The 26,916-nt window shown below is 39.5% G+C and carries 21 protein-coding genes; 13 read left to right on the top strand and 8 right to left on the bottom strand.

Annotated features, from left to right (window positions below; all coding sequences use genetic code 11):
* Positions 1 to 284 precede the first annotated feature (284 nt).
* From ODU34_RS02350 to ODU34_RS02340, 3 genes are read left to right on the top strand one after another with little or no spacing between them, the layout of a single operon-like run.
* Positions 285 to 926, top strand: a complete 642-nt coding sequence (locus ODU34_RS02350; RefSeq protein ID WP_024399656.1) for a YutD-like domain-containing protein — start codon at positions 285 to 287, stop codon at positions 924 to 926.
* A gap of 8 nt (positions 927 to 934) precedes the next feature.
* Positions 935 to 2,047, top strand: a complete 1,113-nt coding sequence (gene rlmN, locus ODU34_RS02345) for a 23S rRNA (adenine(2503)-C(2))-methyltransferase RlmN (protein ID WP_024406668.1) — start codon at positions 935 to 937, stop codon at positions 2,045 to 2,047.
* The gene (locus ODU34_RS02340; protein ID WP_136647083.1) at positions 2,044 to 2,571 is read left to right on the top strand and encodes a VanZ family protein; all 528 of its coding nucleotides are present in this window, start codon (positions 2,044 to 2,046) and stop codon (positions 2,569 to 2,571) included. Before rlmN ends, ODU34_RS02340 begins: the two co-directional genes overlap by 4 nt.
* A 1,091-nt stretch (positions 2,572 to 3,662) precedes the next feature.
* Here ODU34_RS02340 and nadE read toward each other — a convergent pair.
* The 4 genes from nadE to ODU34_RS02320 form a co-directional block, all read right to left on the bottom strand.
* Positions 3,663 to 4,487: an ammonia-dependent NAD(+) synthetase gene (nadE, locus tag ODU34_RS02335; protein ID WP_398578352.1), complete on the bottom strand. Its 825-nt coding sequence runs from the start codon at positions 4,485 to 4,487 to the stop codon at positions 3,663 to 3,665.
* 12 nt (positions 4,488 to 4,499) lie between these two features.
* Positions 4,500 to 5,960 (bottom strand): nicotinate phosphoribosyltransferase, encoded by a 1,461-nt coding sequence (locus ODU34_RS02330; protein ID WP_024382383.1) that lies wholly within the window; start codon positions 5,958 to 5,960, stop codon positions 4,500 to 4,502.
* Between the two features lie 107 nt (positions 5,961 to 6,067).
* Positions 6,068 to 6,712 carry a prepilin peptidase gene (locus ODU34_RS02325; protein ID WP_398578351.1) on the bottom strand — a complete coding sequence of 215 codons (645 nt, stop codon included), beginning with the start codon at positions 6,710 to 6,712 and terminating at the stop codon, positions 6,068 to 6,070.
* Positions 6,713 to 6,764: 52 nt separating this feature from the next.
* Positions 6,765 to 7,583 carry a cation diffusion facilitator family transporter gene (locus ODU34_RS02320; protein ID WP_398578350.1) on the bottom strand — a complete coding sequence of 273 codons (819 nt, stop codon included), beginning with the start codon at positions 7,581 to 7,583 and terminating at the stop codon, positions 6,765 to 6,767.
* Positions 7,584 to 7,704: 121 nt separating this feature from the next.
* Here ODU34_RS02320 and ODU34_RS02315 point away from each other — a divergent pair, with 121 nt between their 5' ends.
* Together ODU34_RS02315 and ODU34_RS02310 are read left to right on the top strand one after the other, a co-directional pair.
* Complete coding sequence (locus ODU34_RS02315; RefSeq protein WP_099809619.1) at positions 7,705 to 8,223, top strand: TetR/AcrR family transcriptional regulator; 519 nt, start codon at positions 7,705 to 7,707, stop codon at positions 8,221 to 8,223.
* Between the two features lie 9 nt (positions 8,224 to 8,232).
* Positions 8,233 to 8,787, top strand: coding sequence for a class I SAM-dependent methyltransferase (locus ODU34_RS02310; protein ID WP_024401709.1), 555 nt, complete (start codon positions 8,233 to 8,235; stop codon positions 8,785 to 8,787).
* Between the two features lie 16 nt (positions 8,788 to 8,803).
* On the opposite strand, the gene ODU34_RS02305 is transcribed toward ODU34_RS02310, so the two are convergent.
* A complete protein-coding gene (locus tag ODU34_RS02305) occupies positions 8,804 to 9,583 on the bottom strand; it encodes an ABC transporter ATP-binding protein (RefSeq protein WP_398578349.1) in 780 nt (259 codons plus the stop codon).
* Between the two features lie 132 nt (positions 9,584 to 9,715).
* Here ODU34_RS02305 and ODU34_RS02300 point away from each other — a divergent pair, with 132 nt between their 5' ends.
* Both ODU34_RS02300 and pflA read left to right on the top strand, forming a co-directional pair.
* Positions 9,716 to 11,053, top strand: a complete 1,338-nt coding sequence (locus tag ODU34_RS02300) for a hemolysin family protein (RefSeq protein ID WP_002942867.1) — start codon at positions 9,716 to 9,718, stop codon at positions 11,051 to 11,053.
* Between the two features lie 120 nt (positions 11,054 to 11,173).
* A complete protein-coding gene (gene pflA / locus ODU34_RS02295) occupies positions 11,174 to 11,965 on the top strand; it encodes a pyruvate formate-lyase-activating protein (protein ID WP_012027587.1) in 792 nt (263 codons plus the stop codon).
* A gap of 105 nt (positions 11,966 to 12,070) precedes the next feature.
* Here the strand turns inward: pflA and ODU34_RS02290 are convergent, their stop codons facing one another.
* Positions 12,071 to 13,768, bottom strand: coding sequence for a M3 family oligoendopeptidase (locus tag ODU34_RS02290; protein ID WP_136671518.1), 1,698 nt, complete (start codon positions 13,766 to 13,768; stop codon positions 12,071 to 12,073).
* Positions 13,769 to 13,905: 137 nt separating this feature from the next.
* Here ODU34_RS02290 and ODU34_RS02285 point away from each other — a divergent pair, with 137 nt between their 5' ends.
* The 3 genes from ODU34_RS02285 (at position 13,906) to ODU34_RS02275 (ending at position 21,175) form a co-directional block, all read left to right on the top strand.
* Positions 13,906 to 14,841: a manganese-dependent inorganic pyrophosphatase gene (locus ODU34_RS02285; RefSeq protein ID WP_136671517.1), complete on the top strand. Its 936-nt coding sequence runs from the start codon at positions 13,906 to 13,908 to the stop codon at positions 14,839 to 14,841.
* A gap of 561 nt (positions 14,842 to 15,402) precedes the next feature.
* On the top strand, positions 15,403 to 17,592 hold the full coding sequence (locus tag ODU34_RS02280; protein WP_398578348.1) for a YSIRK-type signal peptide-containing protein: 2,190 nt from the start codon (positions 15,403 to 15,405) through the stop codon (positions 17,590 to 17,592).
* Between the two features lie 568 nt (positions 17,593 to 18,160).
* Positions 18,161 to 21,175 carry a serum opacification factor gene (locus tag ODU34_RS02275; RefSeq protein ID WP_398578347.1) on the top strand — a complete coding sequence of 1,005 codons (3,015 nt, stop codon included), beginning with the start codon at positions 18,161 to 18,163 and terminating at the stop codon, positions 21,173 to 21,175.
* A gap of 465 nt (positions 21,176 to 21,640) precedes the next feature.
* Here ODU34_RS02275 and ODU34_RS02270 read toward each other — a convergent pair whose 3' ends face one another.
* Complete coding sequence (locus tag ODU34_RS02270; protein ID WP_024382375.1) at positions 21,641 to 22,342, bottom strand: CPBP family intramembrane glutamic endopeptidase; 702 nt, start codon at positions 22,340 to 22,342, stop codon at positions 21,641 to 21,643.
* Between the two features lie 231 nt (positions 22,343 to 22,573).
* Between ODU34_RS02270 and ODU34_RS02265 the strand changes: the two genes are divergently transcribed.
* The 3 genes from ODU34_RS02265 to ODU34_RS02255 all read left to right on the top strand — a co-directional run bounded on the left by ODU34_RS02265 (position 22,574) and on the right by ODU34_RS02255 (position 25,610).
* Positions 22,574 to 23,224 carry a response regulator transcription factor gene (locus ODU34_RS02265; protein ID WP_023371212.1) on the top strand — a complete coding sequence of 217 codons (651 nt, stop codon included), beginning with the start codon at positions 22,574 to 22,576 and terminating at the stop codon, positions 23,222 to 23,224.
* A 1-nt stretch (position 23,225) separates the two neighbouring features.
* Positions 23,226 to 24,614 carry a HAMP domain-containing sensor histidine kinase gene (locus tag ODU34_RS02260; RefSeq protein ID WP_105153457.1) on the top strand — a complete coding sequence of 463 codons (1,389 nt, stop codon included), beginning with the start codon at positions 23,226 to 23,228 and terminating at the stop codon, positions 24,612 to 24,614.
* 444 nt (positions 24,615 to 25,058) lie between these two features.
* Positions 25,059 to 25,610, top strand: a complete 552-nt coding sequence (locus tag ODU34_RS02255) for an isoprenylcysteine carboxyl methyltransferase family protein (protein ID WP_398578346.1) — start codon at positions 25,059 to 25,061, stop codon at positions 25,608 to 25,610.
* Positions 25,611 to 25,818: 208 nt separating this feature from the next.
* Here the strand turns inward: ODU34_RS02255 and ODU34_RS02250 are convergent, their stop codons facing one another.
* Complete coding sequence (locus ODU34_RS02250; protein WP_105139541.1) at positions 25,819 to 26,727, bottom strand: neutral zinc metallopeptidase; 909 nt, start codon at positions 26,725 to 26,727, stop codon at positions 25,819 to 25,821.
* Positions 26,728 to 26,916 lie beyond the last annotated feature (189 nt).

The raw sequence follows: 26,916 nt of genomic DNA, 5'->3' as shown, positions 1-26,916 counted from the left end.
GAGAGTTAAGTGTTTGTTTTTCATTGTCGATTACCAACTTGTCCCATAGTAAGTTCTACCTTATTTCTTTGTCTCATTCTAGTTTCCAGTTTTTAAGACAGACTAGAACTTACTTTGGGAATTTACTTAATTGTCAGAAATTTCTCCTAAATGGTAAAGTAGAAGAATTTCCAGATAAATCGTGTTATAATAATAAGGTTAAGTGTGAGAATTTAGATTCTGACCGGATAGATTATTAATCAAATGATTTTTACGTATGAAGATTTTATAAGATAGGAGGACAAATGAAAAAAGAAATTTCACCTGAAATGTATAACTATAATAAATACCCTGGTCCGAGTTTTGCTCGTGTCGGAGATAAGGTTGTATCTGAAAATATTGAATTGGACCTTTTGGAAGATTACAAGAATGCTTTTGACCAGACGATTTTTGGTCAACGTTTTTCACAACTCATGCTCAAGTTTGATTATATCGTGGGAGATTGGGGCAATGAGCAGCTGAGATTAAGGGGATTCTATACAGACGATAAAAATGTTAAATCAGACTTAAAAATCAGCCGCTTGGACGACTATTTGACGGAGTATTGTAATTTTGGTTGTGCTTATTTCGTCTTAGCCAATCCGAATCCACAAGACTTGCCTGCTGAGGAGGAGGACAGACCGCGTCGCAAGCGGAGTCGTTCTCGCAATCGCAACAGAAATCAGCAGCGGACGGAGCCTATTGCACCAAAAGAAAACAAAAATAATCGCAATGACCGTCAGAAAAAAGGGAAGCAGCAGAACAAACAGTCGGAACAGCGTCATTTTACTATGAAGAATGCTGGTGTTAAGGCGAGTCAAACGGAGCGTTCTCAAAAACGTGAGCGTAAGCAGAGCAAGCGTGAGATGAATGAAGTGAAGCGTAACTTTGTTATCCGCCAGAAATAGGGAGAAATATGAAACCATCAATTTATGCATTTAGTCAAGCCAATCTGGTTGATTGGATTTTAGAAAACGGAGAGAAGAAGTTCCGTGCCACTCAAATTTGGGAATGGCTTTACCGTTCTCGTGTTCAATCCTTTGCGGAAATGACCAACTTGCCAAAATCTTTGATTGAAAAGTTGGAAGAGAATTTTGTAGTTAACCCGCTCAAACAACGGATTGTACAGGAGTCTAAGGACGGCACTATCAAATACCTCTTTGAACTGCCAGATGGCATGTTGATTGAGACAGTTCTCATGCACCAGCACTATGGTCTTTCTGTCTGTGTAACGACACAAGTTGGCTGTAATATCGGCTGTACATTCTGTGCATCTGGATTGATTCCTAAGCAACGTGACTTGACTAGCGGTGAGATTGTGGCTCAGATTATGTTGGTACAAAAGTACTTGGATGAGCGCAATCAGAATGAGCGTGTTAGCCATATCGTTGTGATGGGGATTGGTGAGCCGCTTGATAACTACGATAATGTTATGACCTTCTTGCGAGTGGTTAATGATGACAAGGGCTTGGCAATTGGTGCCCGTCACATCACTGTTTCGACGTCAGGTTTAGCGCCAAAAATTCGTGAGTTTGCACGCGAAGGTGTCCAAGTTAATTTGGCAGTATCTCTACATGCGCCAAATAATGACCTTCGTTCGAGCATTATGCGGATTAACCGCAAATTCCCTATAGAAGTTCTTTTTGAAGCAATCGAAGACTATATCAAAGTGACCAACCGCCGTGTGACTTTTGAGTATATTATGCTCAATGAGGTCAACGATGGAGTGGAACAGGCACAGGAATTGGCTGACTTGACCAAGAACATCCGTAAATTGTCCTATATCAACCTGATTCCTTATAACCCAGTTAGCGAACATGACCAGTACAGTCGTTCAACCAAGGAACGTACTCTTGCTTTCTTTGATGTTTTGAAGAAAAATGGTGTTAACTGTGTCGTTCGTCAGGAACATGGTACAGATATTGATGCTGCCTGTGGTCAATTGCGCTCCAATACGCTCAAGAAAGACCGTGAAAAAGCACGTGCTCGTATTGCAGCCGCAAAAGCAAAGGCAGGTATTCGAGCATGAGAAAATTCTTCCAAGCAGATGGAAACTTGACCAAGCTAGGAAGACAGATTTGTAAGACCTTAGCTGGAGCCTATGCTCTGGCTATTGTTTTACTTTGTTTTCTACCTCAGACTTGGTACCCACAGTATAAGGATTTCTCGACCCCAGGAATTATTCAAATCGGCCGTCTCTATCTTTTACCAACGCCTTTCAACAGCATCGTCAACGGGGACAAGGTAGATGGTTTGGCGGACCTAGGATGGATTTTCTTGCAAAACATCACTAATATTTTTCTACTTTTCCCTCTGATTTTTCTTCTTTTGTTTCTTAGGGAAGAATGGCGGAGCCTTCGAGCGGTGATTCGTTATAGTTTTTGTATCAGTCTTTTTATTGAATGCACACAATTACTACTGGATTTGCTGATTGATGCCCAACGCGTCTTTGAAATCGATGATTTATGGACCAATACAATGGGGGGAATACTAGCCTATTTTACCTATTCATTGATAAAGAGAGGGATAATCCTTTCCAAACAGGAGTCTTAGAACCTACCGTCACAGGTTCAGAATGTCCATCTAAGGCTATTGTTTAAGCTACATATCGTTATTTTTTTGAAATACAGTCAGTATTCCCTTAAAAATGACCTTGACTAGTTAAAGCTGTCTTTGATATGGGAGTGGGAAAGACATTTAGGTTCGGCTTCTATGGTCACTTTCTAGTTTTAAGGTGACCAGCTGAAACAGTTCCTCGAACTGTTTCACTCCACTGGACTGTTAAACCCAATCAACCACTGTGCTGAGATGTTGACACTAACTTTGAGAAGCGGTGCTGGGCTTGAGTCCAGCCTCGTGAGTACAGTTTTTTAGAAAGTCACTTAAGCAGAGTGGCTTTTTGTTAGTTTTTAATGGATTCAGGCAATGGAAACTGAATTTTCAAATTGTTTAGAAAATTTCTAAAAATTACTTGACCATTTTGATTTTGTAACGTATAATTACAAGTAATCAGAAAAAGTAATAAACACTTTGTCTTTAGAGAGTCTATGGTTGGTGTGAATAGATGATAGAGGTTTATGAAATGGGCTGATGCCAAACAAGCATTCGTATCCGTTTTATGGATTGTCTGGTTTAGTAAAGCGAGTTTGGTTCGATGAATTCGAAACAATGAGAGTTCGGTCCGCACCCCTTATCGTGCGCCTCCTTGTTAGAGGAGAAAAAGTTATGGACTTTTCTAGTCGAGTCCATAGTGAGGTGGCACCGTGTCCATTGACGCCCATGCAGGATGTTTTTTCCTGCGTGGGCTTTTTTCATTATGGTTTGAAGTTATAATAAAAAACAAAACCCCTGACGGTTCAACTGTCAGGGCTCCATTTTTTATTATTCGATGAAAATCAAAAGTAGCCTAGCTTCAACTATCTGGGAGATAGTTGAAGGTTGGAAATATAGCGAACATGTTTCGCGTCAAAACTATCTGGGAGATAGTTGAAGGTTGGAAATATAGCGAACATTGTTTGCGCCTTCAAGTTGATGTTAGAACTCTATTCCTTTTATATTTCAAGGTAACTGGCTGAAAACCTCCACAGGAGCTTTTCAGTCATCAAATCAAGTCAACAACGTTTGATTTTGATTTTCGAAGAGTATTATTTCCAAAAGTCATCAAAAATAGTAATTGGCAGGTGGCGTTTGTGGGCTGTTTTGTTCCACCAGTCTTCGATAATGGTTTGGGCTTGAGGGTCGATGGTTTTACCTTCGAGATAGTCGTCGATTTGGTTATAGCTAACACCGAGTGCGACTTCATCAGCCAGACCGGGCTTGTCTTCTTCCAAGTCTGCAGTAGGAACTTTGAGGTAGAGTTTTTCATTTGCCCCCAGTTCAGCTAGAAGCTGTTTTCCTTGGCGTTTATTGAGGCGGAAGAGGGGGAGAATGTCTGCACCGCCGTCGCCGTGCTTGGTAAAGAAGCCAGTGATATTTTCAGCGGCATGGTCGGTTCCAATAACAGCCCCCTTGCGTTCCCCAGCGATAGCGTATTGGGCAATCATGCGCATGCGGGCTTTAGCATTTCCCTTATTAAAATCAGACATAGTAAGCCCATTTGCATTGACTGCAGCCACCATGGCATCTGTTGATTCCTTGATGTTGATGGTTAAGCTGACATCTGGTTGAATAAAGGCTAGGGCTGCTTGGGCGTCAGACTCGTCAGCTTGCACACCGTAAGGGAGGCGGATAGCGATAAATTGATAAGAATCGTCACCTGTTTCCGCCCGCATTTCTTCCATAGTCAGCTGAGCCAAACGACCAGCCAAGGTCGAATCTTGTCCACCAGAAATCCCCAAGACATAGGTTTTCAAAAATGGGTGTTTTTTCAGGTAGTCTTTGAGAAAGTCGATGGAGCGACGGATTTCTTCTTTGGGGTCAATATGTGACTTGACACCTAATTCTTTGATGATTGTTTCCTGTAGGGTCATAACATACCTTTCTTAGATGGATTTGGTCTGAGTTTGTTTGCGAATACGATTGATGAGGTTCATCTTATTATCCCAAACATCTTGTGCCAAGTCGACTGGATAGAGCTGTGGGTTGAGCACACGTTTGTATTCATCCCAGAGCTTATCAAATTCTTGATTGGCATAGGTTTGAATTTCCGCTAGGCTTGGAAGTTCATAGACCTGTTTTCCTTTTTCGAAAATAGGAACTAGGAGAGGACGTGCATCAAAGTTCTCGATGGTTTTATTGATGTAGGTGTAAGTTGGATGGAACATATAGATATTATCCATCTGTGTGACGTCGGTGTCCGCAAAGGTGATGTAGTCCCCTTCTGATTTTCCTTTTTCTTTGGAGGTGATGCGCCAAACCTGTTTCTTACCAGGAGTGGAGACTTTTTCCGCATTAGAAGACAGCTTGATGGTGTCACGCATATTTCCATCTTCATCTTCGATGGATACAATCTTGTAGACAGCGCCCAAGGCAGGTTGGTCGTAGGCGGTGATGAGTTTGGTACCAACTCCCCAGACATCAATTTTTGCCTTTTGCATTTTGAGGTTGAGGATGGTATTTTCATCCAGGTCATTAGATGCGTAAATCTTCGCATCTGTAAAACCTGCATCATCTAATTGCTGACGAACTTTCTTGGAAATATAGGCCATATCGCCTGAATCAATCCGAACCCCTTTGAAGTTAATCTTATCTCCCATTTCCTTGGCAACCTTGATGGCTGCTGGAACACCAATACGAAGCGTATCATAGGTATCAACGAGGAAGACACAGTCATGATGGGTTTCAGCGTAGGCTTTGAAAGCCTTGTAATCATCTCCGTATGTTTGAACCAAGGCGTGGGCATGGGTACCAGCGACAGGGATACCGAAGATTTTGCCAGCTCGAACATTGGAAGTCGCAGATGCTCCACCAATAAAGGCTGCCCGTGTACCCCAGATAGCAGCATCCATTTCTTGGGCACGGCGAGTGCCAAATTCCATCAAGGGCTCATCTTCAATGACGGCCTTGATACGGCGAGCTTTTGTGGCAATCAGGGTTTGGTAGTTGACGATGTTTAAGAGGGCAGTTTCGATTAGTTGGCATTGTGCCAATGGTCCTTCGATTTGAAGAATGGGTTCGTTAGCGTAGACCAGGTCGCCCTCCTTAGCCGAACGGACAGTGAGCGTCATTTCCAATTGGGACAAGTAATCAAGGAAAGCCTGCGGATAACCTAGTTCTGTCAGATAGTCAATGTCTGTCTGGCTAAAGCTGAGATTGTTGAGGTAGTTTACAACGCGTTCCAAACCGGCAAATACAGCGTAGCCATTTTTAAAAGGTTGTGAACGGAAATAGACTTCGAATACAGCGTGTTTATTGTGGATGTTTTGGTCAAAATAGACCTGCATCATGTTGATTTGATAAAGGTCGGTATGCAGGGTTAAACTGTCATCCTTAAATAGTGTCATAACGTTTCTCCTTTTGCCTTCCTATCAAGAAGGCACTCCAATTATTTTGATGGAGTTGAACTCTAATATGCCTTCTATTATAACAAAAAAATCGAGAAAAACTCGATTTAGGTGCACAGAATGATAGGAATACTTGAAATGAAAAGGAGTGGTACGTAGGGAATAGACTTGGGTTTGAAAATAGTGAAGACAAGAAGCCCTAGGAGGGAACTAATCTGGATAATCCAGAGGAGTTCTGTAAATCCACATATTAAGGCCAAACTTGCCAGATAGAGAAAGTCACCAGAACCAATATTGACTTGCAATTTTTCAGTCAGATAGGCCAAGAGTAAAAAGCCACAGAAAAGCCAGTTGAGCTGGGAGAGTACCAGAGCTATAAAAGTAAAAACGAGCCAGACAGCAAAAGGATATTCCTGATGCTTAATGTCGTAAATGGTCAAAACAAGTCCTGCCAAGATGAGAATGGTTTCGGTCAGGTTTAGGACCTGAAAATGGCAGAGCAGGACGACTAGACCAGCTAAGACTTCTAGTCCCAGATACCAATAAGGTATCTTCGCCTTGCAGTAACGGCATTTGGATTTTGTCGAAAGCTGGGACAGGATTGGAATGAGGTCCCAGGCTTTGAGCCGTCGCTTGCAGGTATTACAGTGACTAGAGGGGGCGATAATGGACTGTTCAGGGAAACGGTCGATGACCAATCCCAAGAAGGAGCCGATAGAAGCTCCAAGGAAAAATAGGATAATTGTCTTCATACCTATTTATTCGCAAATGGAAGAAGAAAATGTGAAGTATTTAAAAAATTTTTTACAAAATTTCGATGGTGCCCTGGACAATGCCAAAGGTGATAAGAGAATTCCGTATTTTTGCTTTGGTCTTGTCTGCTACAGCAGGATTTGTTAGTGTCACTGTCACAGTCGCACAATGTTCATATCCATCCATGGTCCAGACATTCAGTTGTGTGATTTCGTGAACATTTTCAATAGCCATGAGTCTTCCTTCAATTTCTTCAATATTTACTCCTTGCGGACTTGTTTCAAGTAGAATCATGACATTATTCCAGGCTTTTGGCAGGGCTTTGGAGAGGATGAAGATAGCAATACAGAGCGAGAGAAGTGGGTCTAGAAAGTACCAATCAGTAAATTGAAGAATGATGGAAACAAGGATGACCGCCAGCCATCCCAAAATATCCTCTAAAAAGTGCAAGCTGAGAATGGACTCATTATGGCTATGGCCATTTTTTACAATACGGGAAGCAAGGAAATTGATGATGACAGCGATAATCCCAAGTACCAGCATACCATCTTGATTGACAGGCTGGGGATGGAAGAGATTGGGAATGTTTTCCACAAGGATCAAGCTGGAGCCGATAATCAGAATACTAGAAGTCAAGAGAGCAGCCAAAATATTCCATCTCTTATAGCCAAAGGGATAAACCCTATCAGCAGGCTTGTTGGCATAGGTTTGCATGATGGCAGAGCTTCCGATGGCGAGGGCGTCACCCAAATCATGAACAGCATCTGCTAAGATAGCGCTAGAACCAAAGAGCCAGCCAAAGATAAACTCGATGATAGAAAAGCTAAGATTGAGGAGAAAAGCGATAAATGTATTTTTAGAAGATGACATGAGATTCCCTTTCTGTGTTATACTGTTTATAGGTTTATTATGCACTGTAATGAGCCGAAAAACTAGAAACAAGAGAAACGGTTTGTCTTTTTCTGAACAAATTGTTTGAAATGTACGAAAAATGGATAGACGAATTGCAAAAACAAAAAGAGCTATTTTTCAGGCTTTTTTGACCTTATTAAATGATAAGGGCTATGACGAGATGCGTGTGCAGGATGTCATTGACCTAGCAGATGTGGGGCGTTCCACTTTCTATGCCCACTATGCAAGTAAAGAGGCTCTTTTGGAAGAACTTTGTCATGACCTCTTTCATCATTTATTTACAGGTCGTGAAGATGCGGATGTGAAGACCTTACTGGTTCATATTTTCAAACACTTTCGGACCAATCAAGATCGTGTTGCCAGCCTTTTGTTGTCCCGCAATGCCTATTTTCTAAGAGAACTGGAAGCGGAGTTGAAACACGATATTTTTCCAAAAGTGGCTGAAGATTACATGCAGGATAAGAGGAATCTTCCAGAGGATTTGCTGGTACATTTTGTCGTGACGACTTTTGTGGAGACGGTCAGCTGGTGGCTCCAGCAACGCAAAAAGGTGGACGAAGCCACCTTGACCGAATATTATGTAAGATTATTAACTTAAGGAGAAAGAATGCTTAGACCTTTACACATGGCCCATGCCTTTTTAGATGAGATATTAACAGACCAGGACCTAGCGGTCGATGCGACTATGGGAAATGGCCATGACACGCTATTTTTAGCTCAGCGAGCAGGAAAAGTTGTGGCCTTTGATATTCAGGAACAAGCCCTGACCACAACGGCTGAAAAATTAGAAAAAGCTGGCTTGACCAATGCTCAATTGGTTTTGACAGGACACGAAAACCTAGACCAGTATGTGGAGGAGTGCAAGGCAGCAATTTTTAATCTAGGCTATCTTCCTTCGGCGGATAAGTCAGTCATCACCCTGCCTGCAACCACCCTTCAAGCCATCGAAAAAGTCCTTGACCGTCTGGTGGTGGGTGGTCGCCTAGCCATCATGGTTTACTATGGTCACGAGGGCGGAGCTCTTGAGAAGGATGCAGTCTTAGACTTTATCAGCCAGCTAGACCAGACTGTCTTTACCGCCATGCTCTATAAACCGCTCAACCAAGTCAATACCCCACCATTTTTGGTGATGGTGGAACGATTAAGATCCAGCTCAAACTAGGGCTGGATTTGTTTTTTTATAATATCGGCTTAATGAACAATCTTCCCTCACCCAAGTCAATCAATTCTACCTGATTGCCATAAAAATCACTGAGCAATGCAGGAGTTAGAATTTCTTGTTTTGGTCCCTGTGCTAGGACTTTCCCTTCTTTTAGAAGGAGGACGTGAGTAAAGTTGTTTGTGATTTCTTCTGCGTGGTGGGTGACATAGATGATGGCAGGAGCATTTGGGAGTTGACAGATAGAATCGATATGATGGAGGAGGCGCTCGCGTGCCAATAGGTCAAGTTCAACGGTTGCTTCATCTAATATCAAAATAGCTGGATCTTCCATGAGGCTACGGGCAATGAGCAGGAGTTGGCGTTCACCCTGTGAAAGGCTCGCATAAGTCCGACCAATTAGGTGACTAGCCTTAATAGACTTAAGCATAGCTTTTGCTTGGTTGAGCTCCGCTTGTCCATATTCACGATATAGGATGGAGGACTTATATTTACCTGTCAATACGATTTGTTCTGCAGTCAGGTCAATGGGAAATCGTTCTGCTAGAAAAGAGCCGACCACTCCAATTTTCGTACGAAGACTGGGAATGTCACCTTTACCAAATTCAACCCCTAATACTGTCAAATCACCAGAGGTTTTCCAAAATTCTGCCATTAGAATACGCAGGAGTGTTGATTTGCCAGCACCGTTTAGACCCAAAATGGCCCATCGTTCTCCTGGTTGAAATTCCCAGTTTATATCTTCTAAAATTGTTTTACCCTGTCTCTTGTAATGAACATTTTTCATTGAAATAACCATAGTCACTCTCCTATTCCTTTTGATTATTGTAACATAAAAGGGCAAGAGAGAGTATTTGTAACAAGAACTATGTAAAAATTTGGATTTTATGGTATAATAGGAATGTTATAAATTTTATTATAGGAGAACATCATGGAAGACCCTGGTAGTCAGACCATCTATTTACAACTGTTAATTTTATTCTTATTGACCCTGTTCAATGCCTTCTTTTCAGCCTCTGAAATGGCGCTTGTTTCTCTAAATCGTTCAAGAGTAGAACAAAAAGCCGCAGACGGTGAGAAGAAATATATTCGCTTGCTTCAAGTTTTAGAGAATCCTAACAATTTTCTATCAACCATTCAGGTCGGTATTACCTTCATCTCCATCCTTTCAGGTGCCAGCTTGGCTAATGATTTGGGAGCTGTATTTGCCAAATGGATGGGGAATTCAACAACAGCGCAAACTGCAGGATACTGGCTTGCACTGGCTATGTTGACTTTCGTTTCAATCGTTCTTGGTGAATTGTACCCTAAGCGGATTGCCATGAATATGAAGGAAAATCTGGCAGTAGTTACTGCACCTGTGATTATTTTCCTTGGAAAAATTGTTAGTCCGTTCGTGTGGTTATTATCTGCTGCAACGAATCTTATCAGCCGTATTACTCCTATGAATTTTGATGATGCGGATGAGCAGATGACACGGGATGAAATTGAATATATTTTGACAAAGAGTGAGAAAACCTTAGATGCCGAAGAAATCGAAATGCTTCAAGGTGTGTTCTCTTTAGATGAGCTGATGGCACGTGAAGTAATGGTTCCCCGTACGGATGCTTTCATGGTGGATATTGAGGATGATACAGCAACCATCATGGCAGCCATCCTCAAGCAGAATTTTTCACGTATCCCTGTTTATGATGGCGATAAGGACAATATCATTGGTCTGATTCATACCAAGAAAATCTTGTCAGAAGCTTTCAGTAATGGCTTTGACAATCTCAACATCCGCCGCATTATGCAGGAGCCTCTCTTCGTTCCAGAAACGATTTTCGTGGATGATTTGTTGACATCATTGAGAAATACCCAAAATCAAATGGCTATCTTGTTAGATGAGTATGGTGGTGTTGCAGGTCTCGTTACCTTGGAAGATTTGCTGGAAGAAATTGTCGGTGAAATCGATGATGAGACCGATAAGACAGAAATTTTTGTCCGAGAAATTGCTGACAACACCTATATCGTCCAAGGAAATATGACCTTAAATGACTTCAATGAGCATTTTGAGATGGAGTTGGAAAGTGATAACGTTGATACGATTGCTGGTTATTATCTGACAGGGGTCGGTACCATTCCTAGCCAAGACGAAAAGGTTTCCTTTGAAGTAGATAGTAAAGATCACCATCTAGTTCTTATTAACGATAAGGTAAAAAATGGTCGCGTAACAAAATTAAAACTCTTGATTACACCACTGGAGAAAGAAGAAACCGATAAGGACTAGGGCAACCTAGTCTTTTAGCTTTCTTTTTACGGAAGATGATAGTTATGAAAGAAAGAAAGTAAATGATAGAAGCGTTTTCATTTTTGTGATATACTAGTCTTATAAAATGATGAGGATGAGATGATGACAGAAATTGATTATCGTAAAGTGACAGGTTTGGTTCATTCAACAGAGAGTTTTGGTTCGGTTGATGGCCCAGGGGTACGTTTTGTAGTCTTTATGCAGGGCTGTCACATGCGTTGCCAGTATTGCCATAACCCAGATACTTGGGATCTGGTCAATCCAGCAGCGACTGAGAGAACGGCAGAAGACGTCTTGAATGAAGCCCTGCGTTTTCGTATGTTTTGGGGAAAAGAAGGGGGGATTACCGTTTCAGGTGGTGAAGCAACCATCCAGATTGATTTTTTAATTGCTCTGTTTACCCTTGCAAAAGAAAAAGGGATTCACACTACTTTGGATACCTGTGCGTTGACTTTCCGTAAGACAGAGCGCTACTTGGAAAAATATAGTCGGCTTATGGAAGTAACAGACTTGGTGCTCCTTGATATTAAGGAAATGAATCCTGAGCAACACCGCATTGTGACAGGTCATAGTAACAAGACTATTTTAGAATGTGCTCAATATCTATCAGACATCGGTAAGCCTGTTTGGATTCGTCATGTCCTGGTACCAAATTTGACTGACCGAGATGAAGACTTGATTGAACTTGGTAAGTTTGTTAAAACATTAAAAAATGTCGAACGTTTTGAGGTGTTACCTTATCATAATCTTGGTGAATTTAAGTGGCGTGAGTTGGGCAGACCCTATCCACTAGAGGGGACTAAGCCCCCAACGAAGGCTCGAGTGGAAAATGCAAAGGCCTTGATGGAGACAGAAACCTATCAGGAGTACTTGAATAGAATTAAGGGATAATAGTGAAGAGGTCGGAGATTGATGCGGAAAAGATTTAATGTGTTAGGGACAAGTATCATATAATCAAAAAAATCTGAATGAGCTGTTCATTCAGATTTTTGCGTTTTAGAGTTCGTCATCCTTAACTGCATTTAACCAATCGGCCGCAGCTTTTGCGGTGCTTTCAAGGGCACCTTCTTTGAATGGTGATTGGAGGTTTGCGGCTTCAACCACTTGCAAGAAGGACTTGGTGCCGCCCAAATCACAGATGCGGATGTAGTCTTCCCAAGCATTTTCATCGTGATCTACCTGCGTACGTTTCCAGAATTGAAGGGCACAAACCTGGGCCAAGGTATAATCGATGTAGTAGAATGGACTAGCAAAGATATGACCTTGACGATACCAGAAGATACCACGGCTGAGGGCTTCTGACTCAGAATAATCACGGTCTGGCAGGTAGAGGTCTTGGAGTTTTTTCCAAGTCGCCTTGCGTTCTGCTGGTGTCATTTCTGGATGTTCATAGACTTCGTGCTGGAAGTGGTCCACCAAGACACCGTAAGGCAAGAAGAGTAGGGCACTTGCCAAGTGGGTAAATTTATATTTATCGACTTGTTCCTTGAAGAAACGGTCCATCCAAGGCCAAGTCATAAATTCCATAGACATGGAGTGGATTTCACAGGTTTCATAGGTTGGCCAGACAACTTCTGGACTTTGGATCCAACGGGAACGGTAGACTTGGAAGGCGTGACCTGCTTCGTGGGTCAAAACATCAATATCACCGCTGGTTCCGTTGAAGTTAGAGAAGATAAATGGGCTCTTGAAGTCAGGGATATAGGTGCAGTAGCCACCGCTGTTTTTGCCTGGTTTTGCGACCAAGTCCAAGAGTTCATGCTCAATCATGAAATCAAAGAACTCGCCCGTTTCAGCGGATAATTCGCGGTACATGTCTTGGGCTTGGCTGACGATAAAGTCAGGGTCACCTTGAGGAACAGCATTTCCGTCCAAGAATTCAAGGTTGAGGTCGTAGTGCTTGAGACTTGGCACCTGTAAACGTTTGGCTTGGCGTTGACGAAGGTTTTGCACAATCGGTACGATATGTTTGAGGATTTCTTCACGGTACACCTTGACCATATCACGATTGTAGTCGAAACGGTTCATCTTGAGGTAGCCGTATTCCACATAGTCCTTGAAGCCAAGTTTGTGGGCGATTTCCGTGCGGACCTTGACCAACTCGTCGTAAACACGGTCAAAATCAGCTTCCTTGCTTTCAAAGAAGGCAGTTGTAGCAGCAGAAGCAGCCTTGCGGACCTCGCGGTCGGTTGATTGACCGAATGGCCCCATTTGTGCCAGGTTGTAGGTCTGACCTTGGAAATCAATCTCTGCACCAGCAATCAGTTTGCTGTACTCATCGGTCAATTCATTTTCCTTTTGGAACAAGGGAATCACATCAGATGAGAAGGTCTCGAGCTTGTTTTCTGCCTGCATGAAGAAGGTTTGAGGCAAGATGTCTGAAAGCTCTTCCTTGTATGGCGTTTGTACAATGACACGGTAGTAGTTGGTGGTCAATTCTTCAAAGAGTGGCGAATATTCATTCCAAAACTTGGTTTCTTCATTGTAGAACTCATCGTTCATGTCGATAGTATGGCGGATCATCCAGAGGTTGTACTGGGTATCGATCAAGTTGAGTAATTTTGTAACGGCTACCACAAGTGTACGAGTTGTTTCCAAATCACTAGCAGCAGCTAACTGTTCTGTCAGTTCAGAAAACTGTGCTTTAATTGTTTCATAGTCCGGACGAACATAGGTATAGTCTGAAAATTTCATAGGTTTCTCCTTTTGCATTATTACCTACTATCTTACTCTTTTTGAAAACGTTTGGCAAATCTGGACCCGTCCATGTTCACAAGTCTTTCTATTTATGGTAAAATGTAGGAGATTATTAGAAAAATGAGGTTGTAGACATGTCTAAATTTTTAGTTTTTGGTCACCAAAATCCTGATACAGATGCCATTGCATCATCATACGGCTGGGCTCACTTGGAGCGCGAAGTTTTTGGCCGTGATGCGGAAGCTGTAGCCCTTGGAATGCCAAATGAAGAAACAGCTTTTGCGCTTGATTATTTTGGTGTTACTGCACCGCGCGTGGTTGAGTCTGCTAAGGCAGAAGGTGTTAGCCAAGTCATCTTGACAGACCACAATGAATTCCAACAATCAATCGCAGACATCAAAGATGTGGAAGTGGCAGCTGTTATTGACCACCACCGTGTCGCAAACTTCGAAACTGCAAACCCATTGTACATGCGTTTGGAGCCAGTTGGTTCAGCATCTTCTATCGCTTACCGTGCCTTCAAGGAAAATGGTGTGACGCCTCCAAAAGAAGTGGCAGGTCTCCTCTTGTCAGGCTTGATTTCGGATACACTCTTGCTCAAATCCCCAACTACTCATGCAACAGATCCACAAGTTGCGGCTGAGTTGGCTGAAATTGCTGGTGTAAACTTGGAAGAATACGGCTTGGCACTCTTGAAAGCAGGAACCAACCTTGCCAGCAAGTCAGCAGAAGAATTGATTGACATCGACGCAAAAACCTTTGGTTTGAATGGAAATGACGTGCGTGTAGCCCAAGTCAACACTGTGGACATTGCAGAAGTCTTGGAACGTCAAGCAGAAATCGAATCAGCCATGACAGCAGCATCAGCAGCAAACGGCTACTCTGACTTTGTCTTGATGATTACTGACATCGTTAATTCAAACTCAGAAATCCTTGCGCTCGGTAGCAACATGGATAAGGTAGAAGCAGCTTTCAACTTCAAGTTGGAAAACAATCACGCCTTCCTAGCAGGTGCCGTTTCACGTAAGAAACAAGTTGTGCCACAGTTGACAGATGCTTTCAACGCCTAATGAATTTTTCCACCGACCTCGAACCTGAAGTCGGTAGAATGGTCTTACCTAGCACCTTCGGGTGCTTTTTTTATTGTGAGGACAACCATGTTTTATGAAGTGATAGTTAACAAAATAAACAAGTGGCATCATGACAAATAAACCCACTCTTATTTAATACTCTTCGAAAATCAAAATCAGACATTGTTGACTTGATTTGATGAACTTCAGTTCTATCTGCATCTGCGTCGCCTAGTTTGATTTTCATTGAGTATAAGTTGACGAATTAAAGCGAGCACTCCGAGCTAAAAACAATGATCTGCATCATAGAAAAATTCAGGCGCTTGTTCTTTACTTTGAATGTGCCATAACTTAGAAATTGTATTTACAAGTAATAAAAGAAAAACTAAATGACTATGAGAACCAGCAAAGTTTTTGCGAAATGTAGCATGCTATTTATTACAGACAACTGTGAAACAGATAAAAAACTAATGAAAAACAATGTTCTATGAGATGTTTTTTTTATAATAAAACTAGGACAATATGTGTCGTTAATTGTTAATACAGATATAAGGAGAAAATATGAATAGCAAGATTTTTTCGTTGAGAAAAAGTAAGGTGGGTTTAGTTTCGGTGGCAATTGCTTTTCTATGGATTGGCACAGGGATGAATACGGAAACCGCAATGGCTGAGGAGACTGACTCTACAGCTCTTGAAACTCAATTAGAAAGCACGGAAACATCGCTTACCAATACAGTTTCGGAAAATGCTGAAGCTGAGGAAGTGACTGATGAGGTACCGAGTGAAGAAAAAAAATCGGAAGAGATGGAGGATATGGAGGAAGAACTTCCATTTATTGAAAACCATCTAGAGGTTGCTCCGATTCAAGCTGGAGATCAAACCATCTCAGGGAATACCACTCCTGGTGGATATGTAGCGATTACGATAGATGGGGAAGCAGTTACTTCTATTGAGAATATTTTGGAAGCAGATGATAAGGGAGATTTTTCTTATCGGTTGAGTAAACCACTTGCTCACAGCCAAACTGTGGAAATTAGTGCTTTGCCAAAACAGTTTTGGACTCTAGAGGCAGATTCTGAAGAACGTAAGGTAGTAGTGAGGACTAATCGACATCCAGAGGCTTATGAAATTCCAGCAAAAAGATTAGAAAAAACATCTACTGGAATGCATCAAGTGTTCATCGAACCAGTTTTTGAACATACGAGCAAAGTTATTGGTCATACCTCTGTCAAAGGTTCAGTCTATCTATCAATAAATGGTAGTTTTGTCTCTGATAAGACACTAATTGATCCTAAAGATGGACGGTTTGAGGTTACTTTTTCCGAGAGTTTAGCAGGTTCAAAATTTAAAGCAGATGATAGATTGGTTTTATCTTTTGTATCAGAAGATGGTCAGCCGGTGATTACTAATACTATTGTAAAACCATTGGTAAAAGAAAAAGTATCTTCACAAATGACAGTAAAACCTTTATCAAGTGCGACTTCAGTTTTGGAAGGCACTACATTTCCTTTAGGTCGTGTACATCTATACAATGCTGATACTTCAGAGTTTATCATGGAAGCCATTGCTGATGAGACAGGTCACTATAAAATTGCTTTGCCTGCCCTACAATCAGAGGATAAGTACTACAGATTGACTCACAATCAACAAGAGGATCTGATATCTGTCCATCTTGATACAGTTGATGGTTCAAGTATATTATTGGATAAATCTGTTATGGCATCTTTAGCAACTTATTTACAAGATGCAGATATGGATGAAGCGACAGATGAAGATCCTATCATTGTACCTAAACTGCATAATAAAAAAGATTATATTGTCGGTCGAACGATACATCTTAATGCCTACGTTCGCATGGTTTCGTCAATCAAAGGAAAACAGTATCCTCCAGTTCAAGTGGACGAATTAGGATTTTTTGGCTTCCAAATTCAAGATTTACAATTGCCTTTTGAGAAAGGTGAGAGAATTCGCTTTGAAATCATTGACCCGGTTACAAATAATATCATCGCTAGTAAGGAAGAAGTTGTAGGGCAATATTTGGAAGATGAAGACGTGACGGATTTGCCATTTCAAGTAGAAAAAGTCACTACAGATCATGGTTACATCAGTGGCAAAACAGCTCCAGATGTAATGATTGAATTAGTATCAACTCAGAATGGCGAGGAGATAATTGGTAAAACTTCAACTGATTCAACAGGTCGATTCGAATTTGATTTGGGTAGTCGTGTTTTAAAAAATGGAGAAACCTTATCGTTTAGAGCGTTTGATAAAGAAGGTGAACAGGTAGCTTGGGAAGTCGTAACGGTTCAAAAAGGAAATGGTCACCGCATTAATAAACCAGATAAAAAGGACGAGAAGGAAGAGCAACCTAGCAAAGAAATTACCAAAAATATCGAACAATCAGACACACTTGAACAAACTATTTTGCCACCTGTGCGCCAAACGCTGACTGACAAAAAAGTAGAGCAAAATGCAGAGACATCAAAAGAAGAAACGGTTTCTATTTTTGATGATTCGAAAAAAGATATGCCTACTAAGCAAGAGAAAATGGCTCGTACTGTAAGAGACGAAGGTATAAAAGAAAATGTATCTGTGAGAACTAACTCACATGATAGTGGTGAGAATACCCAAGTTCGAAGCCTGCCTAAGACCGGTGAAAAAACGAGCTTAGTTGCCAATATAATGTTATCAATCGTATTATTCTTATTTGCTCTATTTATTGGCAAGAAAAAGATAACAGAAAGTGAGTAAAAGGCGATGACAAAGCTCTCTCAAAATTTCATTTGCGACAGATGAGAGGCATTGTGTAGCTTTAAATTAAAAGAGTTAAAATTTTTCTTTCAATGAATTATTTGCTTATAGAGGTGAAAGTAGAGTTTGAGGACTCATTGCAATATTTATCACTTGTATAAATGTGTGTGATAACAGACTCAAAGACCAATTATCATTTTTTGAATAGAATAAACATAAACAAACGATAGAGAAAAAACAAATTCTGTTTTTAAATTATATGGTAGAATGGATTGTGTAGTAATAGACTCGCACATTTTGTGATATGGTCATTGTTAATGATAAATAGGAACTTTGAGTTGTAATCATGCTTGCTTGACTTGATAGGTGAAGTAAGCAGTTAACAGAAGGACTTAGGCACCTTATGAATACACAAGGTGCCTATTCTTTTCCCAAAAGCTCTACGCTTCTTGAACAAAATGATACTAAAGTTATTTACCATTGACATCCATACTTCCTTTTTTGAAAATACCTAAAGAAGGGCGAAAATACATTCTAAATTTATAGAGAACAAGGAGAAGGAATCATAATGAATCATCCAAAATTCACTTTGCGGAAGCTATCAATTGGACTTGTTTCGCTGGGAGCGGGGGTAGCTTTATCGGGAGCGCTCTATCCCCAAAATACTGTGACAGTATATGCAGAAACACCTACTTTGGAAAAAACTGCGGAGACAGATAGCACTTCTCCGATTATGGCTACTGCCGTCGTTGAAGACTCTAAAGTTGTCCAAGATAATGAAAACAAGGAAGGAGAGGTGGCTGAGTCCTCTTCTACTTCGGACTTACCAAAATCGAATGCAGAATCTGCTTCTCCTGAGGCATTAACGAATGAAAACGCTTCAGAGCCAACGGGGCAAGTTGCTGAAAACACTAGTTCTTCTGAAGGAAAAGCAACAGAAAAAGAAGAACCAGCCGTTCAGTATGTGGAGAAGGAAGTAGATGACTATTCTACTAATGTTGAAAAACCAAATGAAACAGTATCTAGTACAGTGGATAAAACTCCTAAAGAGCTTTTTACAGTTTCTCGAACAGCAGAAGTAGGGCAAGATGGAGTTGTCACAGTAACAACTCAAATTGTGCCGAAAGAAATTGATAAGGGTGCAGAAATAGTTGTCTTGGTGGATACATCTAAAAAAATGGATGAAGAGGCTAAAAAAACAGCTAAAGATAACATTATAAAGCTTGTCGAAAAGATGACTGACCCAACCAATGATCATAATTCTCGTAACTCTGTGCGTGTAATCGGTTTTAATCGCAAGTTGTCTGAATCTAAAGAAGTTAATAAGACCAATGTGAAAGATACAATAGATAACCTCTTTTCCAATGCTGAACAAAATTACAATTGGGGCGTAGATATGCAGGGAGCAATCCACGAAGCACGTCGCATTTTAGAAAGCGAGAAATCAGGGAAACGCAAACATATTGTACTTCTGTCACAAGGGGAGTCTACATTTAGTTATGATTTGACGGATGCTGCGAAAACAGAAACTAAGTATAAGACAATCAATGAAGATAAAGTGGTGCATACTAACCCTCTATTGCCTTGGCCATTTACATTTGATGTGACTGTCCGCAGAGCAAACTTGTTGGATGATGCACAGAGTTTAATAAACTTCTTGGATAAGATTGGTATTACCCGTTTCAATAAGGCTTTAGATGGGGTATCTACTGTAGCAGGATTAACTAAAATTCTTGGAGCATTTGTAAAAAATCCGTTAGACTATATTGATTTAGCTGATGTAGATAGTTCGAAGTTAGGAGAAAAGAACTTCAATTATGATAAACAAATTGGTGAAGGCTACCATTTCCGTAGCTTTTATGAGCGTAAGCTAGAGCCGTTGACATTTAGAGATCAAATTGTTCAAAAAATAAAGCACAATTTAAAAACAGAATTAGATAAGGCTAAGTTACCTACGAATACTCTCAGTTACATCGGTAAAAAGCTTGGTTTGACAAATACCTCTGAAAAAGCAATTGATTTGTTTGCAAATTCCCTCGTTGATTACATTTTCTACGGTCGAAAAAATGTCTTTTACAATCATAACCTCTCTGCTCAGGCAGAAGCAAAGATTGCTACTGAGAAAGGGATTCATTTCTACGCTGTTGATGTGACAAAGAATGATGAACAAAAGAATAAATTTGATGACTACTTGAAAAAAATGTCTGGGGATAAGGGCGAGTTTTTAAATATTGACGAGAATGTTGCAGAAAAATTTAAAGATGTATTGACTAAAGTGACATTGGTAGATACTATAGAAAATGACGCTGAAATTATAGGAGAATTAAGTCATCCGAAAGCAAAGCTTACAACTCCTTCTCCTTCTTCTTTTTGGCTCACATCATTGTTTTCTAGCTCGAAAACAACTATTACCTTGGATCTTAATAAAGCTGATTTAATCGAGGCTTATCAAACTAACAAACCAATTTCTTTAACTTATCAGTTAAAATATAAAGGTAAGAAAAACAGAAACTCTCAAAAACTTGTAAGTACAGAAATTAGTCATACCATTAATGATAAAAACAAAGAGAAAAAGTATTCTTCCAAAATAACTCTTAACCATGAAACTAAGAAAGTTTTGGTTCCTGTTTCTAGTGAGCCAAAAGATACAGATAAGGTGGTAGACAAGTCAACAGGTATATCAAAAGTAGAAAATATGACACCTATGGTGACACCTGAAATACCTAAACAGACAGAACCAAATGTTCCAGACTCAACTCTTCCAATGCAACCAGAGTTACCTAAAGAGACCGGAAAACCAGGTAATAATGTTGAGACAGAATCACCTAAGTCTATCGAAAACTCAACCGATGATTCAGCAAATAAACCAGACTCAACAACTCCGAAAACAACGGACAATATTATTATTCCAAATTCCACTCTTCCAATGAAGCCAGAAACACCTGAAGAGACCGAAAAAACGGAAATTAATGTTGAGACAGAATCACCTAAGCCTATCGAAAAAACAATCGATGATTCAGCAAATAAACCAGACTCAACAATTCCGAAAGCAACGGACAATATTATTATTCCAAATCCCACTCTTCCAATGAAGCCAGATTCAACTGAAGAAATTGGTAAAACAGAAAACAGTGTTAAACCAGAATCACCTAAGCCTATCGAAGATACAGACAGTTCAGCAGGTACACAAAAATTGGATATTCCAAAAGTAATGGATACCCCAGATTTGTCTCGCCCAATGAAACCAGAGTCAACTGAAGAGATTGGTAAAGCAGAAAATAGTGATACTCCAGATTCTTCTAAGACTATTAAAGATTCGGATAACTCTGCTCCAATTTCTACTATCAAAGATAAAGTGAATGCCGAAACGGTGGCAAATCAGGTAGAGCTTGCTATGAATCAGAAATCACGTCTTTCTGAAAATATGGAGAAAGTATCTAGTGTGAATCGTTCAAACGAGAAATCACGTACCCTTCCATCTACTGGACAAGCTGATTCTCCAATCTATACGTTAACTGCCCTCTCTCTTCTTGTAGGAGCTCAGGTACTTTATCGTACAAAACGTAAGCAAGAATCGAAGTAAATGTTGGTCGTGTAATTTCTACTTGTATATACATATGGTTAATAGAGTAGAGATTATGCCTATAATAGTGATTGAATTGTTTTACCCTCCGTACAGATCCAAGTTTTAGGAAATCTTTGGAGATTGAATATAAAATGAGCCATTCGCAATAGCTGCAGAGGCTGAACTGGGAATGTAGAATAAATCTGTCAATCTATACTAGGCTGAGATGAGATATGGACATTGATTCTGAGAAGTATAGTTGGGCATAAACATAAATTTCAATAAAAATATTGAGATAGGTCATATAGTAAAACGCATAAAATCAACGTTCTTAGCAACATGATTTTATGCGTTTTTTGGCACCCTTTTCTCTAAATTACACAAAATAAACCACCCGTTTTCACGGGTGGTCATGACTAGTAGGGATCCACTCAGTCTTTAGTGATATGAGGATAGCTTGTGTTCAAATTATCTGTTAGATAACTAGTATAGAATATATGATAGAATAGTTAAACCGATAACATCAGCCACAGCATGTGCTAGGAAAAATGGTAATAAATTTTTAGGTTTTATTTTTTGATAAAGTAGATAGAAAATAGTTCCTAGAATTAAGCCTAAACCGAGTGCACTAATTAAACCTTGATAGGTATGGAAACTGCATCGAATAATTAATGAATATAAAAATGCCCATTTTGCATATTTAGGGTTAACCAGTAAGCACAGGTTAAGGAAGAAAATTTCTTCATAAAATCCGTTCAACAATGAGTACAAAATCAGTGATAAATCAATGTTAGGAAATAGTTGAAACATGGATGGAGTGTTGGAAGCTAGAAACTGATAGGATACTAGATGATAGATATCCAAGCATAATGCAGAAAAAATGAATAAAGCCACAGCTTGTAATGGAACCCAAGGAGTAATAAAAATATGTTTTTTCCAAATTGAGAAATCAAAATTTCGGAGTAATAGATAGAAGATGGCTATTGTGAGCCAAACTAACTGTAGAGCCAAAGCCTTATAATTATCCATTGGTGAAAATGTCAAATTTTCTTGAAGAGTTGTAGTTTGATTTTGTAAGGCTATGTATTGGAGAGTAGAGTTGATGATTCCATCTCCAAATAAAATAATTGTTAGAATGAGAATATCAAACCATTTTAATACGGTTAATTTTTTTGGACTCCACATAATGGGATAGCTCCTTTCGTTTTTGTTTAGTTCAGTTTATCAAACCAATCTATATATGTCCTTGGTTTCATCTGTTTTTTATCTGTTTTAAACAAAAGAAGTCAAAAGAAAGCTGAAATAGCAGAACATGGTGCTCTATTTATCTATGATAGAGTTGCACCATTGTACGAATCGGTATATAATTGAAGTATAATAATATTTTATAATAGAACTTTACGAGGAGGTATAAAAATGTCAAGGATCTTGGTTGTCGAGGATGACATAGTTATTAGTCAAGTTGTTTGTGAGTTTTTAAAAGAACATGGTTATCAGGTAGAATCTGTTTTTGATGGAAAGGTTGCTTTAGAAAGGTTTCAAGAAGAACAATTCGATTTAATTGTTTTAGATATCATGATTCCGTCTATGACAGGTTTGGAAGTACTGAAGGAAATTCGCAAAACTTCTCAGATTCCAATTTTGATGCTGACAGCCATGGGTGACGAATATACACAGCTTATTAGTTTTAATCAGATTATAAGTGATTATGTTGTTAAACCATTTTCACCAACTATATTGGTAAAACGGATTGAGAATATTTTGAGAGGAAAAGGAGATACAGATAGCATTGAGATAGGAACAATTCTTATTCAACCAACTAGCGGGGCAGTTTATATGGAAGAAGAAGAAGTTCAATTGACGAAAAAAGAATATGAAGTTTTACTATATTTAGCTAAACGACGTGGGAAAATTGTTAGTCGTGATAACTTGATGATGGGAATATGGGGATATACGGAATTGGATAGTCGTGTCTTAGATAATCATATCAAGAATATACGTAAAAAATTGCCGTCACTTCCTTTGAAGACAGTAGTTGGTCGTGGTTATCAAATAGAGGATACTTGATATGGGGATTGCTAGAAAAAATTTCATAGTTGTTGCTGTGATGATTTCTATCATCTCTGTAACATTGTTAGGGTTATTGTATTATGCCATGCCTATATATTATAATCAAGTTAAGAAACAGGAATTGAGACACGATTATATGACTGTGGCTAAACAATTGGATGGGATGCCAGAAGCTAAGATTATATCTGAGATTGATGATTTCGACAGAAAAACTCCGAATATTATTATTAGTCTTTTTTCGAGTGATAGAGAAATTATTTATCCAGACCCCAATGATGAAATGGCTAAAAAGCATGAGAACGAGTATTTAGAAAATGGGGATTTTGATGAAATTGGCTCTTGGGGAGCCGAGATAACATCTGCAGAAGGAGTTACATATTATCTGTTATTTAATTATGGATTCCACTCGTTATCTGATGTCAGTCAAACATTGGTAACTTTTTATCCATTCATATTGCTGTTGATTATTGTTCTGGCAGTTTCGGTAGCTTTTGTTTACAGTAGGCTGTCCACTCGTAGAATAGCAAGAATTTCAGAAACAACAAGACGGATGCAATCGTTAGAATCCGGAATCAGTTGTGCTGTTGTAGGAACAGATGAAATAACAGCATTGGCTCAGGATATTAACAGCCTGTATAGCAAGTTATTGTCAAGTATCGATGAATTAAGAACGGAAAATGAACGTGCTATGGCACGTGAGAAAGAGAAGTCTGATTTCCTCCGCATCACATCACACGAATTAAAAACTCCAATAGCTAGTATGTTGGGGTTAGTCGAAGGCATGATTTATAATGTGGGGCCATTTAAGGACCATGATACATATTTAAAAAAATGCAAGGAAATCTTGCAGGAGCAATCTGAGCTAGTTCATTCTATTTTAGAAGCGACAAATCTTGATATGGCTTTAAAGGAAAGCAGAGAACAAATCCGATTAGATCAGTTGATTGATTCCTCTTTAACAAGTTATCAGAGTTTGGCAGAGGTTAAGGGCTATCAATTTGAAGTAGAACTATCACCGGTTCTCATTGAAGGAAATCCTGTTTATTTTTTAAAAGCTATTAAGAATATTTTAGATAATGCCTTTCGGTACTCATGTAAAGAAGCTATTATTCGTGTAATACTGCGCCAAAATCAATTAATAATCGAAAATCAGGTTGAACGTGTTTTAAGTGACGAGGAATTGGATCAAGTCTTTCGTCCATTCTATCGACCAGACTACAGCCGTGATAAGAAAGATGGTGGCACAGGGATTGGTTTGTTTATTGTACAGAAAATATTAGAAAAACACGGCTTTCCGTACACTTTTTATGCTTCTGATACACAAACTATGCGTTTTATGATTCATTTGCAATCACAAATTACAGCGAATAGTAATGAATTGATATAGGTAAAATTATAATATAGACATTTAGTTTTTCTTTTATTACTTCGACGTAAGAGGAAACTCCGTTTCCTTATTTCCAACTTCAAACACTCCACTGGATTGTTTGAATTCGCTTTGCTGTACTCTGCAGGGGTGACTTGCTCCGCAAGTGCTATCTCCAACCTTGCATAGTCACTCGACTGTACAAGCTGTCTGCAGCTATTGAAGCGAACTTGCTTCGCCCTATCTCCAACCTCCAAAGGTTCCCCAAACCTTTGGAGCGAGTACTAAAAGTAAACTAAAAGACTATAAAAGAGACATGATTTCATCCATTTTTGAAAACAGGTCTCTTTTGTTGTAGTCTCAAATGGAAAATAGGAAAAAAACAGGAGAGGCATAGAATGGCGACAGTCTAACTTTGTATAATGAATGTGTTTGATAAAATCTGTTAAAACACAGGAGGGATTTATGATTGTTTTTTTGGTTATTTGTATTTTTTTAGTAAGAATCTATTTTTTGAAGATTTCAATTAAAAACGAAAAACGGATTTTGAAAAACGGCGGTTCAGAATTTGGTGTTCAAAATACTAAATTATTAACAGTTGTACATATTCTATTTTATTTATCATGTTTGGTTGAAGCAGTAGTGCGACACACCAAGTTTGATACGCTTAGTAGCTTAGGTTTGCTATTCTTGCTGTTTTCAATGGGAATGTTATTTTGGGTAACACGATTGTTAGGTGATATTTGGACAGTTAAGCTCATGTTGGTAAAGGATCACCGTTTTGTTGATCATTGGTTGTTTCGTGTTGTAAAGCATCCTAACTATTTCCTAAATATTATACCAGAATTAATCGGTTTAGCTTTATTGTGTCATGCAACATATAGTTTTCTCATCTTATTCTCAGTCTACATGGTTATCTTATACAGACGTATTCACGAGGAAAATAACTTGTTGAAAACAGTGATTATTCCAAACGGAACTGTGCAGTCTGCATCAGAGATAACTGGAAGTAATTAAAGTTTGCTAAATAATAATAGTGATATTGTTTGAAACTAGGATACCGCTCTAATTAGAGTTGATGAGTAAGTTTACATGATTCAGTTTTCATATTTAAAAGTGGTACCATATGTATAAATTGGCTTCTGTCAGTTGTATATTATAAAGAAACTCTTGCAAAAGTGTATGTTGCAAGAGTTTCTTTATTGCTACGAGAGGCTATGGATGTTTACGGTTTCTCTACGGAGAATGTATCGGCGTGAGCAAGGTCACCATAGGTATAACCGAGATTAAACCATTTTTTCCTTTGCTCAGAAGTACCGTGGGTAAAACTGTCTGGAACGGTACGGCCGTAGGCTTCCTGTTGAAGAGTATCGTCACCAACTGCATGGGCAGCATTCATAGCTTCGTCAATATCACCAGCATCCAAGATGCCTTGTCCATCAACATATTTGGCCCAGGCTCCTGCATAATAGTCAGCTTGCAATTCTAGGCGAACATTTAGCGCATTGCCTTCCTTATCGGATAGTTGAGCCCGTTTTTGATGGTAAGCCCCAAGAACTTCTAATTCATTTTGAACATGGTGACCAACTTCATGAGCGATGACATAAGCCATGGCAAAGTCACCAGCAGCCTTATACTTGCTAGATAATTCTTGGTAGAAAGAAGTATCAATATAAATCTTGCGGTCAGCAGAGCAATAGAATGGACCGGCTTGGGCGGAACCAACTCCACATCCGGTTTGGGTCTGGTTAGTATAGAAAACCATAGTCGGTGCATTGTAGGTTAAACCATTGGCTTTAAATTCTTGGGCCCAAAAATCTTCTGTCGATCCTAAAACCTTACTCATGAATTCAGCATCTGCATCAGACACATCTGTACCAGTCGTTGTGACTTGACTCGATTGGTAAGGATTAGTCCCTGTTGATGGGGAAAGCAGCCCGCCAAGATTTGACATGCCTCCGAAGGCTAATAAAAGGACAAGAACAAGTAGTTTTCCTTTCCAACCAAGTCGTGAAAAGAGTAGTCCCAATAGGACATTCCCGCCAGATGAACCAGACGAGAAAGATGAGTTAGAACTGGATTGTCCCCTGCGGTCCTCAATATTAGAACTTTTTCGTAAATCATCAATTTTCATATAAATCTCCTTAGAATCTGTATAATGATTCTTAGAACCCGTATTCACAAGTAAAGTGTTTTTACGCATTAGACTGTGAATCCAAGTTCTTATATTCTTACAAACTATTATATAGCAAATTGTTGAAAAAAACACAGGAAAGCTATCGGAAATAATAGGCCTAGTTCTGTATAAAAGTGCAAAATTTGG

The organism is Streptococcus sp. 2018WUSS126 (assembly GCF_044427425.1).
Lineage (GTDB): Bacteria > Bacillota > Bacilli > Lactobacillales > Streptococcaceae > Streptococcus > Streptococcus hashimotonensis.
This window is presented reverse-complemented; position numbering and strand designations above follow the sequence as displayed.